Origin of the sequence: Mycobacteroides sp. PCS013, from assembly GCF_049532645.1 — a bacterium.
In the GTDB taxonomy this organism is placed as follows: domain Bacteria; phylum Actinomycetota; class Actinomycetes; order Mycobacteriales; family Mycobacteriaceae; genus Mycobacterium; species Mycobacterium gwanakae.
This window is the reverse complement of the sequence record NZ_CP150131.1, coordinates 158746-173915: the sequence shown is the minus strand read 5'-3', so window position 1 is coordinate 173915 and position 15170 is coordinate 158746. Positions and strand designations below refer to the sequence as shown.

At 59.5% G+C, this 15170-nt stretch carries 17 protein-coding genes, 1 tRNA gene and 1 pseudogene; 8 read left to right on the top strand and 11 right to left on the bottom strand.

The annotated features are described in order from the left end of the window. Positions 1–93: 93 nt before the first annotated feature. From RHO23_RS00830 to RHO23_RS00810, 5 genes are all read left to right on the top strand, one after another. On the top strand, positions 94–1038 hold the full coding sequence (locus tag RHO23_RS00830) for a tyrosine-type recombinase/integrase (RefSeq protein ID WP_070942030.1): 945 nt from the start codon (positions 94–96) through the stop codon (positions 1036–1038). Positions 1039–1044: 6 nt separating this feature from the next. Further along, on the top strand, positions 1045–2460 hold the full coding sequence (locus tag RHO23_RS00825; RefSeq protein ID WP_234798252.1) for a hypothetical protein: 1416 nt from the start codon (positions 1045–1047) through the stop codon (positions 2458–2460). Between the two features lie 160 nt (positions 2461–2620). Beyond that, a tRNA-Arg gene (locus RHO23_RS00820) sits at positions 2621–2696 on the top strand. A gap of 100 nt (positions 2697–2796) precedes the next feature. Further along, on the top strand, positions 2797–3147 hold the full coding sequence (locus RHO23_RS00815) for a hypothetical protein (protein ID WP_423488556.1): 351 nt from the start codon (positions 2797–2799) through the stop codon (positions 3145–3147). Between the two features lie 87 nt (positions 3148–3234). Continuing rightward, complete coding sequence (locus tag RHO23_RS00810; RefSeq protein ID WP_423488555.1) at positions 3235–3501, top strand: hypothetical protein; 267 nt, start codon at positions 3235–3237, stop codon at positions 3499–3501. Here RHO23_RS00810 and RHO23_RS00805 read toward each other — a convergent pair. The 11 genes and pseudogenes from RHO23_RS00805 to RHO23_RS00755 form a co-directional block, all read right to left on the bottom strand. Beyond that, positions 3388–4410: pseudogene (locus RHO23_RS00805) on the bottom strand (recombinase family protein); the annotation flags it as partial. The gene RHO23_RS00810 and the pseudogene RHO23_RS00805 overlap by 114 nt on opposite strands. A gap of 25 nt (positions 4411–4435) precedes the next feature. Continuing rightward, positions 4436–5086 carry an ImmA/IrrE family metallo-endopeptidase gene (locus RHO23_RS00800; protein WP_423488554.1) on the bottom strand — a complete coding sequence of 217 codons (651 nt, stop codon included), beginning with the start codon at positions 5084–5086 and terminating at the stop codon, positions 4436–4438. Between the two features lie 58 nt (positions 5087–5144). After that, entirely contained in the window at positions 5145–5630 is a 486-nt protein-coding gene (locus RHO23_RS00795; RefSeq protein WP_423488553.1) for a helix-turn-helix domain-containing protein, read from the bottom strand. A gap of 139 nt (positions 5631–5769) precedes the next feature. After that, positions 5770–6084: a hypothetical protein gene (locus RHO23_RS00790; RefSeq protein WP_423488552.1), complete on the bottom strand. Its 315-nt coding sequence runs from the start codon at positions 6082–6084 to the stop codon at positions 5770–5772. A 93-nt stretch (positions 6085–6177) separates the two neighbouring features. Continuing rightward, positions 6178–6783, bottom strand: a complete 606-nt coding sequence (locus RHO23_RS00785; RefSeq protein ID WP_423488551.1) for an MT-A70 family methyltransferase — start codon at positions 6781–6783, stop codon at positions 6178–6180. Beyond that, positions 6780–7529 (bottom strand): replication-relaxation family protein, encoded by a 750-nt coding sequence (locus RHO23_RS00780; RefSeq protein WP_423488550.1) that lies wholly within the window; start codon positions 7527–7529, stop codon positions 6780–6782. Before RHO23_RS00780 ends, RHO23_RS00785 begins: the two co-directional genes overlap by 4 nt. A gap of 272 nt (positions 7530–7801) precedes the next feature. After that, positions 7802–10051: a type IV secretory system conjugative DNA transfer family protein gene (locus RHO23_RS00775; protein WP_423488549.1), complete on the bottom strand. Its 2250-nt coding sequence runs from the start codon at positions 10049–10051 to the stop codon at positions 7802–7804. After that, positions 10048–10344 carry a hypothetical protein gene (locus tag RHO23_RS00770; protein ID WP_423488548.1) on the bottom strand — a complete coding sequence of 99 codons (297 nt, stop codon included), beginning with the start codon at positions 10342–10344 and terminating at the stop codon, positions 10048–10050. Before RHO23_RS00770 ends, RHO23_RS00775 begins: the two co-directional genes overlap by 4 nt. A 182-nt stretch (positions 10345–10526) precedes the next feature. Next, positions 10527–10718: a hypothetical protein gene (locus RHO23_RS00765; RefSeq protein ID WP_423488547.1), complete on the bottom strand. Its 192-nt coding sequence runs from the start codon at positions 10716–10718 to the stop codon at positions 10527–10529. Then, positions 10715–10960: a hypothetical protein gene (locus RHO23_RS00760; RefSeq protein WP_423488546.1), complete on the bottom strand. Its 246-nt coding sequence runs from the start codon at positions 10958–10960 to the stop codon at positions 10715–10717. The genes RHO23_RS00765 and RHO23_RS00760 overlap by 4 nt, the downstream gene beginning before the upstream one ends. Beyond that, entirely contained in the window at positions 10957–11319 is a 363-nt protein-coding gene (locus RHO23_RS00755; RefSeq protein WP_423488545.1) for a hypothetical protein, read from the bottom strand. Before RHO23_RS00755 ends, RHO23_RS00760 begins: the two co-directional genes overlap by 4 nt. 63 nt (positions 11320–11382) lie before the next feature. Between RHO23_RS00755 and RHO23_RS00750 the strand changes: the two genes are divergently transcribed. The 3 genes from RHO23_RS00750 to RHO23_RS00740 all read left to right on the top strand — a co-directional run bounded on the left by RHO23_RS00750 (position 11383) and on the right by RHO23_RS00740 (position 14742). Further along, complete coding sequence (locus tag RHO23_RS00750; RefSeq protein WP_423488544.1) at positions 11383–11529, top strand: hypothetical protein; 147 nt, start codon at positions 11383–11385, stop codon at positions 11527–11529. 434 nt (positions 11530–11963) lie between these two features. After that, positions 11964–13412, top strand: coding sequence for a hypothetical protein (locus RHO23_RS00745; protein ID WP_423488543.1), 1449 nt, complete (start codon positions 11964–11966; stop codon positions 13410–13412). A gap of 19 nt (positions 13413–13431) precedes the next feature. Then, positions 13432–14742: a hypothetical protein gene (locus tag RHO23_RS00740; RefSeq protein ID WP_423488542.1), complete on the top strand. Its 1311-nt coding sequence runs from the start codon at positions 13432–13434 to the stop codon at positions 14740–14742. Positions 14743–15170: the final 428 nt, after the last annotated feature.

Below are 15170 nucleotides of genomic sequence, written 5' to 3'. Positions count from 1 at the left end.
ATCGGCCGACCACCCGTACCATGCTGGTGCATTTACGCACCAGCATGGTTGGAGGATCACCGATGGACCAGCACCACAGACAGGTTGCGCGCGATGAAGAGTGCACAACTGGCCGTGCAGTTGAGCCTGCCGTTGCCGTGGGGGCCAGCCATGGCTGAGAACAGTGTGGCCACGTCCGTGGATCTTGTCGTCTCAGACTGGGCGGTGGATGGGGCGATGTCGGTTCAGACGTTGGACAAGTTCGCGTTGCTGGCACAACGGTTCGTGCGGTTCGCGGCCGCGCACGATGTGACGACACTCGATGCCGTCGATGACGGTTTAGTGGCCAAATTCGTTGCGGCCAAGGGCCGGTCCCGGCGCGGCGCGGTAGCGCCTGCGGCGGTGGCCACCATGCACAACCGCCGGGCGGCCTTGCGAGCGTATTTTCGCACCGCGCGCCGGCTCGGCCTGGTCCTGCACGACCCGACCCTCGACATCGACGTGCCCGACCGGGAAACCGCGTCGACGCGGTCGCTGCACGACGACGAGGCGGTGCTGGTGCGGCTGTTCTCCGAACACGCCACACCCACCCGGCACGCCGCCACGACCGCACTGCTGCTGGCCGGAGCGCACACAAGCGAGCTCGGCCACATCCGCATCAGTGACGTCGACACCACCGCCAAGACCGTATGGGCGCACGGTTCGACCAAACACCGCGCTCGCGCCCTGCCGTTGGATACCTGGGCCCTCCGGGTCATCGACCAACGGATCGCGCATTTGACCGAACGCGGCGCCACTGCCGACACAGTCTTTTGCACCGGCTCCGACGGCTCCGATGCGCAACGGCAGGCCAGAGTGTGCGTGACCGTCCGCGATGTCCTCACACGCGCAGGCCTAAGCACAACCACTGGAATCAAACCGTCCTCGCTGACCGCCCACGCCGCCCGGCAGGTCTTCGAAGAAACCGGCCGAATCGAATTGGCGGCCAAGCTGATCGGCTCCGGGTCACTTGATGGCACCGCCGCGCTCATCGGCTACCAATGGCGCCAAGACGACTGATCGCACATGTCTCTGCCGCCGCCCCGCCGACGTCGCACCATCTATGGTGCCGACCGGATCGACCAGTGGCGCCGCCAGCAACTCCACACCCCGGACGATCACACGCTGGTGGAGATCGAGAAAGTCCGCGCGATTGCCTCCGACCCAGCGCAATACGCCATCGCCGACCGCATCCCCGACCGCGAACCAGGCACACCGGGGCGGCCTCCGATGTACCCCAACTGGGTGCATATCGTCCACACGTCCCTGCACGGCGCGTTCGGCTCGGCCAATGCCGCCAGCCGGATCATGAACAACCCCGACTACTGGGACATCATCCGCGGACACGCCGCCGACCACGACCACACCGCTCGTGCCACGCCCCCGAAACGCCACCATCACACCTACGCACAACCGAAGCTCGACCGACATATCGAGCAGCTGCAAGACGGCCTGCGCCAAACCGGCGCAGAACTGGCCCGCCGACTGGGCTGCCTGAACCCCAACAAGCGGGTATCGCGCACCGACCCCACCCGCGGCCAGTTCGTCGTTGGAGACGGCACCGTCGTGCCACCTCCGTACCGCAAGAAGACCGTCGAGCGGCTCACCGCCGCCGGACGCTGCCGCATAGTCGCTCACAGCGAAGTCCAAAACGGTGACGGCGCACCCGAATTCCGCTACGGTGCCAAATTCGCCACCCTGTCCACCCGGCCAGACAACGCCCGGAACCTGCGTGCCATCCTCGACACCGCACCCGTCCCACATGGCAAGGGTTACAAGGGCGAGGCCGGCATCGCGATCACCATGCTCGACAATGTCATCGCCCACCCCGACCTGCGCGTCGACGGTATCTGCTACGACGGGGCCTTCCGCGGCACGCACATCAACCACGCCATGAAACAGGGCCTGATCGTCCTAGTACCACCACACTCAGGCACCGCCAAACCCACCTTCTTCACCCAAATCACGTGCACATGCCGCGATACTCACGACATCTGGACCCTCGACGGCCGCCTCCATGAACGGAGCATCATCGACACCGGCGAGATGACCTATGAGCCGCTGCCGGTCGACAAGATCTACTCGCGCCGCAACCGAGGCGGCACCCACCGCTGGTACATCGACTTCGCCACCACTTGCGGCACCGTCCAGTCCCGTCGCCTCGACAACACCGACGAGGACGACAAACGCGGCTACAACCGCGCCGAGCACCTTCGCCAGCACACCAAGACCGATACGGGCGAGAGCATCTATGACCGCTGCTACGGCTGGCGCGAAGACGCCGAATCACTCAACAACACCCTCGACCGCACTCTCTACGGCGGACGCATGACCGCCCACAGCCCCACCCGTCAGCACGCTGTGATGATCGGATTCGCGTTGGGCCGCAACGCTATCGCCCACTACCTCCACGGGCGCCGTCAAAAAATCACCACAGCCTAACCAGGCGCCGGTCTATCCGCCGCCCAGTCACACAAGCCCCACTGGACACGTAAGGCCCCACACGCACCGCCTGCAACAGAGCAGACTCGCCACCAGCCGACGTCCAGAGCATCCCGACCGAACCGCTAGAGTTTTAGACACCTATTCACACAGGTCCCCCGCCCTCGTAGCTCAGGGGATAGAGCACGGCTCTCCTAAAGCCGGTGTCGCAGGTTCGAATCCTGCCGAGGGCACCAAAGTAGTCAGTTTCAAACTCGCGACACTGTCGTCGGGTTTTTTGTTTGTTTTCTCCAGTGCTTCCGTGAGGGATATTCCGGGGCTATTGTCGCTGGTTAAGTGACGCTTACCGTCATCAGCCATACCTCTCCCCTTGTTCGCTGCATGCTGCTGAGCAGCGTTTGCAAGCTCGTCACTGAGCAGAGTGCGGAATGGTTCGGCCAGATCGCCGTGGATATCTCCGTCGTCGATGTAGAGCCTGGTGAAGATGGCTTGGTTGAGCAGACGGCGGATCTGCTTGCCGCCGACAACGTGGGCTGCCCCGATGTACGCACGGTGGCAGTTCATGGCGTAATCGAGAGCACTCGCCAGGGCACGCTCGAATTGTTCGAACTCCATGTTGGTGGCGGTCAGGCGTTCGGTGATCTCGGCGAGGCTGCGAGCGATGCGGTCTTGTTCAGCCTTGAGTAGATCGAGCGGCACAGCCTGGGCGTAGTGAGCCTGCAGCAGACTTGTGCGCTCGCGCTCGAGGCGATCTTTTTGCAGCGATAGTTGCTTGTGCTGGATCTCGGCTGTGGTGCGGTAGGTGGCCATCTCATCGCGGAGCATGGTTTCGATCTGGCCGCGCGATTCATGGTCAAGCTGGACGGTGCGGTAGTGGTCAGCAACTTGCTGCTCGACCTTCGCTATGAGCACAGCTTTCTGCTCACAGTCGGTGATCTTCTGGTGCCGCCCCAAGCAAATGAAGTAGGGATAGACGGTGCCGGACGGGTTCTTGGCATTGGTGATCACGAGGCGGCTGTCGCAGTTTCCGCAGAAAACTGACGATTTCAGGTAGTGGGGATGCTCGCGCTGCTTCTCCCCTGTCGCGTGTGAGCTCAAGACTTCTTGCACTTTGGCCCAGGTCACTTCATCGACCAGCGGTTTGTGCTTGCCGGGATATGTCGCCTTACTGAAGACAACGATCCCCTTGTAATAAGGGGTGGTCAGGATCTTGTGCAGGCTGTTGTACTTGATTGGTCGTGCTGGGGTTTTCGGTGTTGGCCGGGTGGTCAAACCGCGCCGTTCAAGCTCAGCAGCCAAAGCTTTGAGAGTCCAGTCACCGCTGGCATAAGCATGAAAAGCCCAAGTGATCAGTGGAGCGCGAACTGGATCAATGTCAACAGTGCGAACCTGGGAACCATTGGCAGTGATCTTCTGAACATTCAGGTAGCCGAGCGGAGCTTTTCCTGGAGTGCCTCCGATCTTGGCTTTCTGAGTCATGCCTTTGGTGACTTCGACGGCCAGGTTGCGGCTGTAGAACTCGGCGATCGAACTCATGATGCCGTGCAGCAGCATACCGTTGGGTGTTTCATCGATATTCTCGGTGGCTGAAACCAGTTCTGCTCCAGCCTGTTTGATAGCGAGGCTAATTTCAACATCGTCGGCCCGGTTTCTCGCCAGGCGGTCAATTTTGTGGACGATGACGTAGTCCACCTCGTGTTGGCGGATGTAGTTGAGCATTTCCTGCAGTTTGGGGCGGTCAGCTGACTTGGCGCTTTCGGCACGCTCCACGAATTCCTCGACTACGACCGCTCCTAGCGTGGCAGCTTTGCGGCGATTGGCTTCGCGTTGGGCAGGCAACGAGTAACCATCCGGGTCACCGTCTTTTTCAGCCTGCTTCTTAGAAGACACCCGTGGATATGACACGGCGATCTTCGCTGCCGCGCGTGTATTGATCTGGCTATCGGCCATCAGCAGATCAGTGAGCTTGCTCGTGTCATACTCCATGCGAAACCTCCTGTGTGCTAACTGATCTGAAGTCTTTCGCGCGGTCAGCGCGGTGGATGTGGTCGATTAGCCCGGTTTGTCGGAGTCGCACGGTGATGGCGTGCTCGCTGGCCTGAAACAGCTTGGCCAGTACGGCGGGGCTTCGGATGCCGCCATGCCATGCACGGTGCAGAAACTCGCGTGGGATGAGCAGGCATCCGGCGAAGTAGTTGGCAGCGTGCTCCGCCTGCCGTGAGTTGGTCAATCGGCGTGTTGTTTTGTATAGGTTGTCGATGGGGTCATCGAGGATATGTTTGAACTCATGCGCCAGCGTGGAGCGTTGCCGCTGAACGGTGTTGGCGCGGTTGATCATGATCACCCAGCGGCGTGTTTTCGTATCCCACATGCTGGCACCGTCAGCGGCAGCGGTGTTGCCGAGTCGGGTGGTGTTGATGATGCGAATATGCGGAATACCGGTGATCACTGCGTCTGGGACAGGTCCATCGGTGATGCTGTGCAGTTCAAGGAGTTTGGTGGCCTGACGTTCGGCGATTTGCAGTGCTTCGTCAAAGGTTATGTCATCACGTGGCGGGACGCAGGCCCGCAACAATGCGAGCACGCTGAGATGATGGACGGGTTGTGTCGTGGGGCGTGTGGGCATCGTGGGTTTCCTCCTTTCCAGTGAGCGTTGGATTCTGTTATCTGCTTGCGCAGCAGTCCTACTCAGTGTGTAGATGTTCGTCTTCGCCGCGTGCGGGGCCTCGCTCGATACTGATGCCGTATTCGCCGGCAATGGCGGTGACAGAGGCTTCGAGCTTGGCGAGGACTTGAGGCGGCAGGTGATATCTGGTGCGTAGGTATGGCCGCAGCGCAGGCAATTCCGCTGGCGGCATCCAGCCGGTAGCGGAAAACAGTTCGCTGATAGGGATACCGAGGACATGGCCGATGGCACCCAGCTTTTCGGCATTGGGTTTAGCGATCTCACCGGCTTCGATGCGCCAGTAATTGCCTTGGTTGATCCCGGCACGACGCGCGGTTTCGTTGGCCGATAGACCCAACTTTTGGCGTCTGTTTTTCAACAGGTTGGCCAATTGGCGTCGTTGAGCGATATTCATTTCTCTTGTCTCCGTTACCTTTTCACTATTATACCGCCACTTATGCGAATTGGCAACGGCCGGCGATCCTACTGAATACGCAAAAGCCATTGCTATGGAGCGTATTTCGCTGATCGGCAGTGGTGAATGGGCGGCAATTTGGTGCGTGTTTATGGTGGAGTGAGGGCACCGGGAGGGAATCGCACGGTGGCGATCCCCTGCCCGGTTTAGTAGTGCAGCGTGGAGGTGCTTAGCTGTCCTTGGTGGCCTCACCGGTGCGTCGTAGCCGTGGTGGCGTGGTTTTGCCGGTGGGGTTGTCGGTGAAGATGCTGGCGATGGCGGCGTTCTTGACTGCCGCATCGCGTTCGATCTCCTTTTGGGCCGTGTTGGCTTTGGCCCGCAGTTCCGGGTCATTTTTGGCCCGCTGGACGTGATCGATGATGGCGGCAATGCCTTCGTCGTTGATGGTCTGCCCGCGTAATTGAGCGATGAAACTCAGCTGCGCGTGCACTGCGGGGTCGAGCCGGATAGCAAGGGTTTTCAGACCGCTTTCTGGCGTGGACATGTCGTACCTCCTTGGTGCGAGCGGCTGGTGATGGCGGGATGCCGTCACAAGTACAGCCGCAGGACACCAACGAGGACATCCGTCTGACCCCTGTCATGCGGGGCGCTGCCGTTTCTCGTGCTGCTTGTCGGAAGGAACCGGATAGCCGGAAATCGTGATGTGGGAGTCGATTTGGTTACCCCAGGCGTGCCATCCGTGACGGGGCCGGCGGGCGAACAGTTCCAGATAGGGTCCGTCACTGAGGCGTTCGATCACCCCATACACCTCTTCGGGTTTATGCGAGTGATCCTGCACCGGAGCGAACAGCCACGTGGGTTGGGCACGAAACCGCACGGGCGCAGATCCTCTGGTTCCCAGCAGCAGGTGCTCGGTGCTGTTCCGCAGATAGTTGCCCAGTCCGAGGCGCGGTTTACACCATGTGAGCGGAGAGCGTGGAGTGAATCCCCATGCGGCCATGACGTCATAACCGTCACGCAGGGTGGCGTTGGTGACCCACAGCCACAGATGCGCGTCATCGGCGGCGAGGTCGGCAACGGGCATGGCTTTGATCCGATCCAGAGACATGAGCGGATAGTGCTGGATGGCACCACGGTTGCCGCGTTGGTGAGTGTCCCAGGGTGGATCGGCAAGGATCGTGCGGTACCTCGGTGGGATGGGATTCGGTGCTACCTCGTGGGTGGGTTTGTTGAAATGTGTCATAGGGCGGCTCCTTTCGTCATGGTGGGGATGAGTTGGTCGGGGGTGAGGATCTGAAACAGGCTGGCGGGCAGGGTCTTGTCGGCAGCCAACGCTTTGGCCAGTGCGGTTCGTCGCCGCTCGATGCGTTCTGCGTTCTTGCCGTGAAGTAGCCAGAGCACCCAGGGGAAGCCGCCCTGTTGTTGTTCGATGCCTTGGCGGCGATACTGCTCGTAGTCGTGGCATTTGCTGATCAGCGTCGGGATGGATTCGGTTCCCAAATCGACTTCGACAAACCAGGTATCGACATAGGTGCCGTCTGGATCGGTGGCTGTTTCCACATACAGATCCGGCTTGAGCGCCAGGCGGGCACCACCGAGACCGAGATGGGGTCGCCGGGCATCCTGCTCGATCTGGTAGCGCACGAGTTCGAGTGTCTTTGCGCGGTGTGCGAGTTCCAGCGCGATGCGTACGTCGGCGATCGCCAGGTGATGCTCTGCAAATCGGGCTGATGGTTCATGCCAACTGCGGCCACGTGGTTCCTTGCCACCGAGTACCAGCAGCCGTTTCCCGGCTTCAGTTAGGTAGTGGATCAGATCTTGGCTGCCTGCCGTCACTCCACCAACACGGCGGGGCAATGTGTCCAGCAGACCGGTGCGTCGTAGTCGTGCCAGTACCCGTTGCGGAATGCGCTGCTGGGAGATCGGGCTCAGGTCAGTGAACAACAACTCTGCGAGTTGTGTGGTGGTCAGGAAGCGATGTTCAGCCACTGCTTCGAGAATGAGGCGATCACGCTCGCCTAACTGATCGGCTAGCTGTTGCAGTCGATATTTCCCGATCCGCTTCGTGGTGTCATGTCCATCCCCAGCTGCGGAAGAGGCACGCTGAATGTCAAAGGCATCAGAGTGTTTCGCGGGGCTTAAATCCTCATTTGCCGCGCTCGCAGTGGGTATGTGAGTCGGGGTGATCTGATCACCGATCCGATCACCGGCACGATCAGTCTCGGGTAGCCGGTGCCTGCCTGTTTGATCTGTTGGTTGGTTCATGGTCGCCTCGCTTTCTGCCCACGCCGCGCACCGGTATCGCCTGCTGAATCACTCACGCCTCCATCGCCAGTCCCGTGCTCTGGGTCGGTCGGTTCGAGCAGCGCGGCAAATCCGGCCTCAATCTCGCTGCGGGACTGCCCATACCGTGCGCGGCTGCGCTGACGAATATCGGCAGGGGCGCTGGTTTCTGGTGGTGGCGGCAGCGTGATTCCCGATGCCCAAGGTTGTATCGAGTTGTCCCGGATGAGGCTGACGTAGATGTGGTGTGCTGGTTGGGTTGTGAAATCTTCAGGTGCCAGGACAGTTTGGCCTGCGGCCATGGTCTTCGCATCGGTGACTGATAGTTGGAAGCAGATTTTGTTGCGGGCGTTGCTGCGGAACGCTTCGGTCATCGTGCGCGGCAGTTGGCCTTCGAACTGGTGCGCCAGATGAAACCCGGCCTTGAGGCTGCGTGCAGTGGCCAGTGCGTCGTCCAGATCGGTGGGCAGGTGCAGAAATTCCTGGACTTCGTCGACGTAGATCATCATCGGATCACGCTGGGCTTCGGGGATGGCGGTGCGTTCGCAGATGGCTTGCCACAGTTCACCGAGCACCATCGCGGCCAGCAGTTGTGCGATCTCTGGTCCGAGGACGCCTTTTTGCAGGGGCACCAACAGAACCTTTTTGTCGGTCAGGACATCCCGAATGTTGAAGCGCGGCTGGCGCTGTGCCAACACGGCCCGCAGATTCCGATCCAACAAGGGCCGCACCTTGTTCGACAGCGGCGCCGTGATTTGCGCGGCTGCCTCCGGGGATAGTTCGTTGAACCACTGCCAGAACGGGCCAGCATCGAACGGATCGGATTGCATAACGCCACGGGTCATCGAGTGGCGAAAGCCAGGGTTGGTCAGCAGCAGCGGCAGCATCACCAAACTCGCATCCGGGCGGCTGGACAGTACCTGCAGGCAGTGCCGCAGAATGTCGCTGCTGCGCGGCCCCAAACCGTCACCGCTGCCGGTGCGGTACAGGGCCTTGAAGGTGGCGAACAGAGCATTTGCCACGACATCCGCAGAGCGGTGATCACCATCGCCGCGGTGCAATGGATTGATCCCGACGGGCGCGTCATCGAGAGGATCGAGCAACACCACGTCATCGAGCCGATGCGCCGGTATCCGTGACAGGATCTCGGTCACAAGGTCTTTCGGTTCGATCACCACCAGTGGACGGTTGTTTTCGAGGTCTTGGACGATCAGATTGAGCAGCAGCGTGGATTTGCCGGTGCCGGAGGGTCCAAGGAGCCAGGTGTGGCGCGTCCGATCGGGCGTGTTGTACCCAAGCGTTCCGTTGGCACCGGGTGCATTCGCACTCGCCAACACCTGCTGTCCGGCAAGCATTGCCGCAGACGGACGGATCGGTTTCGGATGTTTGGGTGGTAGTCCGGGAAATGATTCGTCGTCACGATCAGCCACCGGCCACCCCGACAACCGCACAGTTTCCACGGCACTCAAGCGGCTGACGCGAACCCACCACGACCTGGGCGGTTTCGGATCGTTGAGGCGTTGTGCAGCATCAGGTTTAAGCAGCACCCGTATCCCAGGGGCATTCGCCGTGCTCAATGCGGTGGCGAGTCCAAGTAGCAGGGTGCGGCGACGCTCAGCAGTGGAAGCCTGCACACCGATGCGTACTGCCGATGCGAACCCGTGCTGTCCGATCTTTTTCAGCAGTGCCTGCCGCGATTCGGTGCTGCGGTCTTGGGCTACTCCCAGCCACAACTTGGACATCACGGATTGGCCGTGTGTTGGTGACTGTTTCGGTGCGGTGCGGGGTGTGATTCGTGGCCCGAGTACCTGCTGGATTACTAGCTGCTCGCCCCTGTCCACGGTGGTCAATGCGTGCAGCACCGATCGCGTGGAGGCCACAGGATCGATAGGTTCCAGGGGCCGCACTGCTGATGAGAGCACCACGCGGCGTGCCGTATTCACCGAGACACGGTTACTGGCCTCAAACGGCACCACCACCGCGCCACGCACCAGCTGCTCCACCGTGGCCCGCACTGCGGATGCGTGCTGTTGCGGACAACCCAACAGATAGGTCACGCCGGTCACATCAGCACGGGTTTCCACAATGAGTTGCGGGGCATGAGCCTGAGCGGCGAAATGCCGCACCAGACCCAGCGCCGCGAACTCGCGCAGTGGCAGCGGCCAGATCACCATCTGCCACACCAGCCCATCAGCAGCCACCGGCGCTTCTGCGATGGTGACGGTCATGAGCGCACCTCGCCATCCTCGGATGCATCCGATACCAGCTCAGAGGCATCGTTCGGTTGAGCAATGTCCTGCTGGGTGGTGATGGGTTCAGCAGTCTCGGAATTGGTGCCGGGGTTGCTTTCGGCTTCCATTTCTGCCAGCGCCAGTGCGATGACGGCACGCGAGAGCTTGCGTAGATCCGGGGGATCGCGGCGTACGCCGCGTACCACGATGCGGCGATCCTGGCGGTGATGCCTGCGACTGCGATCCTCGCGATCGGCACGACGGTAATTAGGACGATTGGTTTTCGACATAGTGCACCTCCTTGACGAATTCATTGATATGGGCTTGACGCCGAATATGGCGCGTCTATGCGTTGCCTTTTCGCAACGCGTCCGCATTTCACTATGAATTGCGAATTCGCAACGGACAAGCGAGTTTGCAATTACTACAACACCGATAGGACCGCCCGCATTTGGGGCGAAAGCGCTTGGTACTACCACCGATTTTGCGTTGTCCGATACACAACGACCGCTCCGGCAACGAGCGCACCAGTGCCCACGATGGCTACCAGCCACGGCCAAATCGAAGCGATCAGCTGGACCGCGCAATAGAGCACGAACGCACCGAACAGGATGCCGACGCACATGCTGACGAACTTGTCTGCCCAGCTGGTGATGGGTGTCATTGCAGATCAGTTCCACGAGTCGTGGTCAGCAGGTGTTCTATCGCAGTCAGCGTGAGGTGATCAATGCGTTGTTCAGCCTGTCGCTGGGTGTGACGAATCGCCGCAAGGCGTCGGTGATGCGCCATGGCCTGATGGTTTACGACTTGCTGATCCCGCCACCGGAGCAGCAGGGCCAGCGCGAACAGTCCGATCGCCGCTATCGATACCAGCACCAGCAGCGTCACCAAGAAGTGCTGGCTCATAGCCGGTTGACCTTGGCGGCGGTGTCGGCCACGATTTGCCCGACGGCGACCATGGTCAGGCTCTTCAAGAAATCGAGATCGCCCGAAGACACGGGGCAGGCCAACGCCAACTGCTGCTGCATTTGCCCAACCAGTGCCGCTCGTTGCATGGCATAGCCACCGGTTGCGGTGACCACATCGATCTTGGCGCGTTGCACCTCAGCAACCGCATCAACGCCTGCTTGCTTGATCGCCACCGTGGCCTCAATCGTGGCCAACTGCTGACGGGTTGCGCGGTTCAGTCGGGCATCGAATCGGTCCCACGGCGGGGACAAGGGTGGAAGCGCCAGGTGTGAGCGCGAGGGTTCCAACATAGACATATCGGTTTCCTTTCTTGTTCTTCTTCGGGAGCGGGGTTGCTCTCGGAGTTTGTGGGTGACTGGGTGTCAGTTGATGCGGTCGTGCTCTCGGTTGAGTGCTTCGCCGAGTCCGTGGGCAAGAACGTCTGCGGCGAAAGCCGTTGGATCGATCAGTGGGCGGCCAAGGGTGGCCTCGGCACCGTCGCGTTCGGCGCGAAGAACCCGCCTTAAGTGCTGCATTACACCTCCTCGAGCTTGTTTAAAGGTTTGCTACTGGTACTGCTCAACCAAGTACCACCCGCAAATGAGCCGGGTCCAGCCCCTTGGCGAAAAACTTTTCTACCTGCACATACGTTCAGGTAGAACGGCATTTTTGCTCGCCATGCGCGCATGCGCGAGCGTTTCCGCAAGTCCGCAAATCAACTTCATGCCCTATTTGCTGTGCTCTGCGGACATTGAAAAGCCCGCTCCCGGAAGACCGGGGGCGGGCATGCGTGGGCGCGCAGATGGATTTAAGGGGACAGAATGTCGGGACGAGTCGCCCATGAATGGCCGTGTGCACGGCCTGCCTGAAGCTAGTTGGAGCCAGGAATTCCGTAGTTCCACCGGTGCTGCCGGATACACTCAGGTCTCTGCCTAGAACGGGAGCGGACAAGCGGGGGTGCGTGGCTGAATTGGAAACAGACTCAGCGATACCAGTTCTTGCCGAACAGGCAGCGGAATCCCTCGCCACATACATGAAGCGCCACGCCGGAGGCATCCTCGGTGATGATGGCAATCCCGACTGCGCCCTAGTCCGAAACTTGGGACCGCTCGCAGACCTTTTGAGCCGCCTACTTGCTACAGAAAACCTGGACTTTGATCGGCCCGAGGTGTTGTATGCGATCTTGCGTCAACTTCACCCCGAATATCGACCGGCGTGGGCGCAGGAGCAACGCGGTCCGACACAGATAATGCAGCATCCTGAGCAAGTCGCGTGGCTTGTTGGCGCAATGCTTCGCCTTGATGGAGACGCTCCGATACCCATCATGAAACGGCGTCAATTCGCGGGAGAAGCAACGGGTATAAGTCCTTCACAACTTAACGAGCCCTCGGATTCCGACAATTCCTCGCGCAATATCCACAACTTCCGCAGAACATACATAGATTTCATCGTCGACCAGCTCGGAAAACCTGAAATTCGCCGACAAGCGGTTGAAGCTGCAGTACGAGCCACGCATACCTCACCGGCGCAACAGCCGTCTGAGGAACAACCGTCAGCGCCTGGTGCGCGAATTGTCTCAAGACCCTGGACCCTAGCGATACTTGCCGGTGTCGCCATAATTGGTGTTGTCGTTATTGTGTTGGTGAGCATATGGCCGCGCTCAGAAGCTCGCGTTTCTGCACAGGCGGGACCGTCGGTAGAACCCATCGCGTTACCCAACCTCACTGGTGTCCCAGCCTCAAAAGAGTGGTCGCCGCTGGCCATTGTCAATGTGTCACCATTGACAATGATTCCCGGCGATGTTGATTTCGCACTTGAAGAGCCGCTCCAGGCTGATCCCACAACATTCGTAGGTAAGACTCCTAATGAACTTGCGGAACAATTTCACGGCATCGCAGTTGACAAAGGCATCACCACATTTACCGTCCGCAATACGGCTAATGAAACGATCCGTATTGTCCGGCTATCCGTACAGAAGAACTGCGGCGCGCCCTACACGGGAACTTTTTTCAGTGGCGGCAAGCAGGGCAATGCTGAGGCCAACGTAAAAATCGGTGTCAATCTGGACGCTGCAACGCCGATCATCCAACAAATGTACGACACCTCAAGCGTTCGGCTGGCTGGCCCGGACTATTTTACTGAAAACACCGTCTCGTTAAGCCCAGGAGATACGCAGACATTCACACTCGGAGCAATCACCAAACGCTACAGCTGCACTTTCACACTCCGCTTGTACACCGCTAGTAGCCACGGCACCGTCTATAACGACATTTCTGCCGGAAACAGCCCGTTTACTATCACTGCTAGCGCCTATACCGGTAGCAAATCTGATTGCTCAAACTACAAAGTCAGCTTCGAGCAGCACATCGACCTCACGTGGTCACGACCTGACCGCAAGACATGCAAATGATGCGAGAGCGGAACGTGTCATGACAGTGCGGAAGCTGCTATTGCTGGTTTCACTGTTCATGGTGCTGGTTAGCGCGGTGGCAGGCGGGACTGTTGCCTCCCGAACAAAGACTGGTTTTACCCACCACATTGCCTATGCTTACTACACTGCAGACGAGTTCGTACTCATTCGAGGTGATGCGATTTTAGCTCGCGTACCCGGAGCCTTCTCCGCACAAACCAATCGAATTGTCTGGACCAGCACCGGCCGCCATGTGGCGTTCATTCTTGCCGCGAAGCCAAATGAGAGTTTTAACAACGATACCCTGATATCGGTTGACAGTTATACAGGCTCCATACAGCGCATACCCTGCAAGGGCTGCATCGACATTGCCGCCAGTGACGGCGATGCTGTTGTCACAGTGGCTATTCAGATACCCGATAGCATCAAGATTCCTGCCGACAAGACCTATATGCGTTCTGATGTCATCGATAGTGCATTCGATAGCGGTCACGTGGCAGTGAGAAAGCTCGATCTCGGAAACAGTGGACAGCGAGTGTCTATTCCGCTATCCACTACCGTTTCTGATCAATTCCTTGTCGGCACATCGTCAGCCATTGTCACCAGGTCGTACTTAAAAACTCCGAGCGGCGGGCCGCGCTGGAAGCTGTCACTCCTGTCCATGACCACAGGCAAGGAAACCAAACTGGCATTCGGCTCTAGAACCGAATCGCTGCTTACTGCCTCAAACTCGCCAGGCAGCTCCGAACAAGTAGTCATAGCCCGGCAAGGGTTCACGCAATACGGTGCGTGCAGCGAACACGCCGAGATCGCGCTACTGCCTGTCGCAGACAAAAAGTTATCCACAACTGATCTCTCAGCACTCAAGCCACGGGCCGCCACTACCGACGACGACTGGGGCAGCTCGGTAACCGATGTCTGGTGGGGTGCCGACGGGCACTTCCACGCATCGATGGCCAGCTGGCAATGTTCCAAACGGCGCGAGACTCCCACCACCTACTACGGCGACGAAGAGCGCCTCTTGCAGACCGAGATCCAACCCGTCTCGCTCTGGCGACTCAACGACAGCCACATCTGGGAGAAGGAGGATGGCCCATCCGCCGCCATGACCCGATCCATCGAAGACGGCTACATCTCACTCATCCGGCCAAGCTGCATCGGCGAAGCCAGCGAGGAAGGCCGTAAGGATGAATACATCGACAACGACTACTGCGACCGCGGCCGGCTAGTACGGACGACGAACGGAAACGACAGGCTCATCGCGGAGGATGTCCTGTCGTTGTCTACAGAACCAGTGCGAAGCCGGTCCGGTGTTCGTGCTGCGCAGTGAGGTTCGACATTGCCCAACCACTGGCAGGCAGTTCCCAAAATGCGCTGGAAGATGGTCGATGGCCGGGGTTGGGAGTACTTTCCGGATCGGTACGGGCTGGGGTTGGTGGTATCGATCGTGGTCTGTAGAGGTTGAAGCGAAGCTATCGGGCGGATCTGTGGGAGGTTCCTCTTACCAGAACGGGGCAATCACCCCATGCGGGTGCACCTTGAGCGATTACAATCGCAGGTCAATGATCTAAGTAAAGAGTCCAGAGGCTAGCCGTGCCGATCTCACTCGGGATCGCGAGATGGTTGGTCCCGACAGGTGAGCTCCATGACAAGGCGGGAGGTACAAGGTGCAGGTAACTTCTCCTGCCAAGCCCGTTCGTCTATTTATGCTTGCCGAATTACTCAGCAAGATGCCATTTTTTGATGTCCCCAGCATGG

Coding starts and splice junctions, on each gene's coding strand:
- RHO23_RS00830 (WP_070942030.1), top strand. CDS start 94: ATGAAGAGTGCACAACTGGCCGTGCAGTTGAGCCTGCCGTTGCCGTGG.
- RHO23_RS00825 (WP_234798252.1), top strand. CDS start 1,045: ATGTCTCTGCCGCCGCCCCGCCGACGTCGCACCATCTATGGTGCCGAC.
- RHO23_RS00800 (WP_423488554.1), bottom strand. CDS start 5,086: ATGCCCACACGCCCCACGACACAACCCGTCCATCATCTCAGCGTGCTC.
- RHO23_RS00795 (WP_423488553.1), bottom strand. CDS start 5,630: ATGGCTTTTGCGTATTCAGTAGGATCGCCGGCCGTTGCCAATTCGCAT.
- RHO23_RS00790 (WP_423488552.1), bottom strand. CDS start 6,084: ATGTCCACGCCAGAAAGCGGTCTGAAAACCCTTGCTATCCGGCTCGAC.
- RHO23_RS00785 (WP_423488551.1), bottom strand. CDS start 6,783: ATGACACATTTCAACAAACCCACCCACGAGGTAGCACCGAATCCCATC.
- RHO23_RS00775 (WP_423488549.1), bottom strand. CDS start 10,051: ATGACCGTCACCATCGCAGAAGCGCCGGTGGCTGCTGATGGGCTGGTG.
- RHO23_RS00770 (WP_423488548.1), bottom strand. CDS start 10,344: ATGTCGAAAACCAATCGTCCTAATTACCGTCGTGCCGATCGCGAGGAT.
- RHO23_RS00765 (WP_423488547.1), bottom strand. CDS start 10,718: ATGACACCCATCACCAGCTGGGCAGACAAGTTCGTCAGCATGTGCGTC.
- RHO23_RS00760 (WP_423488546.1), bottom strand. CDS start 10,960: ATGAGCCAGCACTTCTTGGTGACGCTGCTGGTGCTGGTATCGATAGCG.
- RHO23_RS00755 (WP_423488545.1), bottom strand. CDS start 11,319: ATGTCTATGTTGGAACCCTCGCGCTCACACCTGGCGCTTCCACCCTTG.
- RHO23_RS00740 (WP_423488542.1), top strand. CDS start 13,432: ATGACAGTGCGGAAGCTGCTATTGCTGGTTTCACTGTTCATGGTGCTG.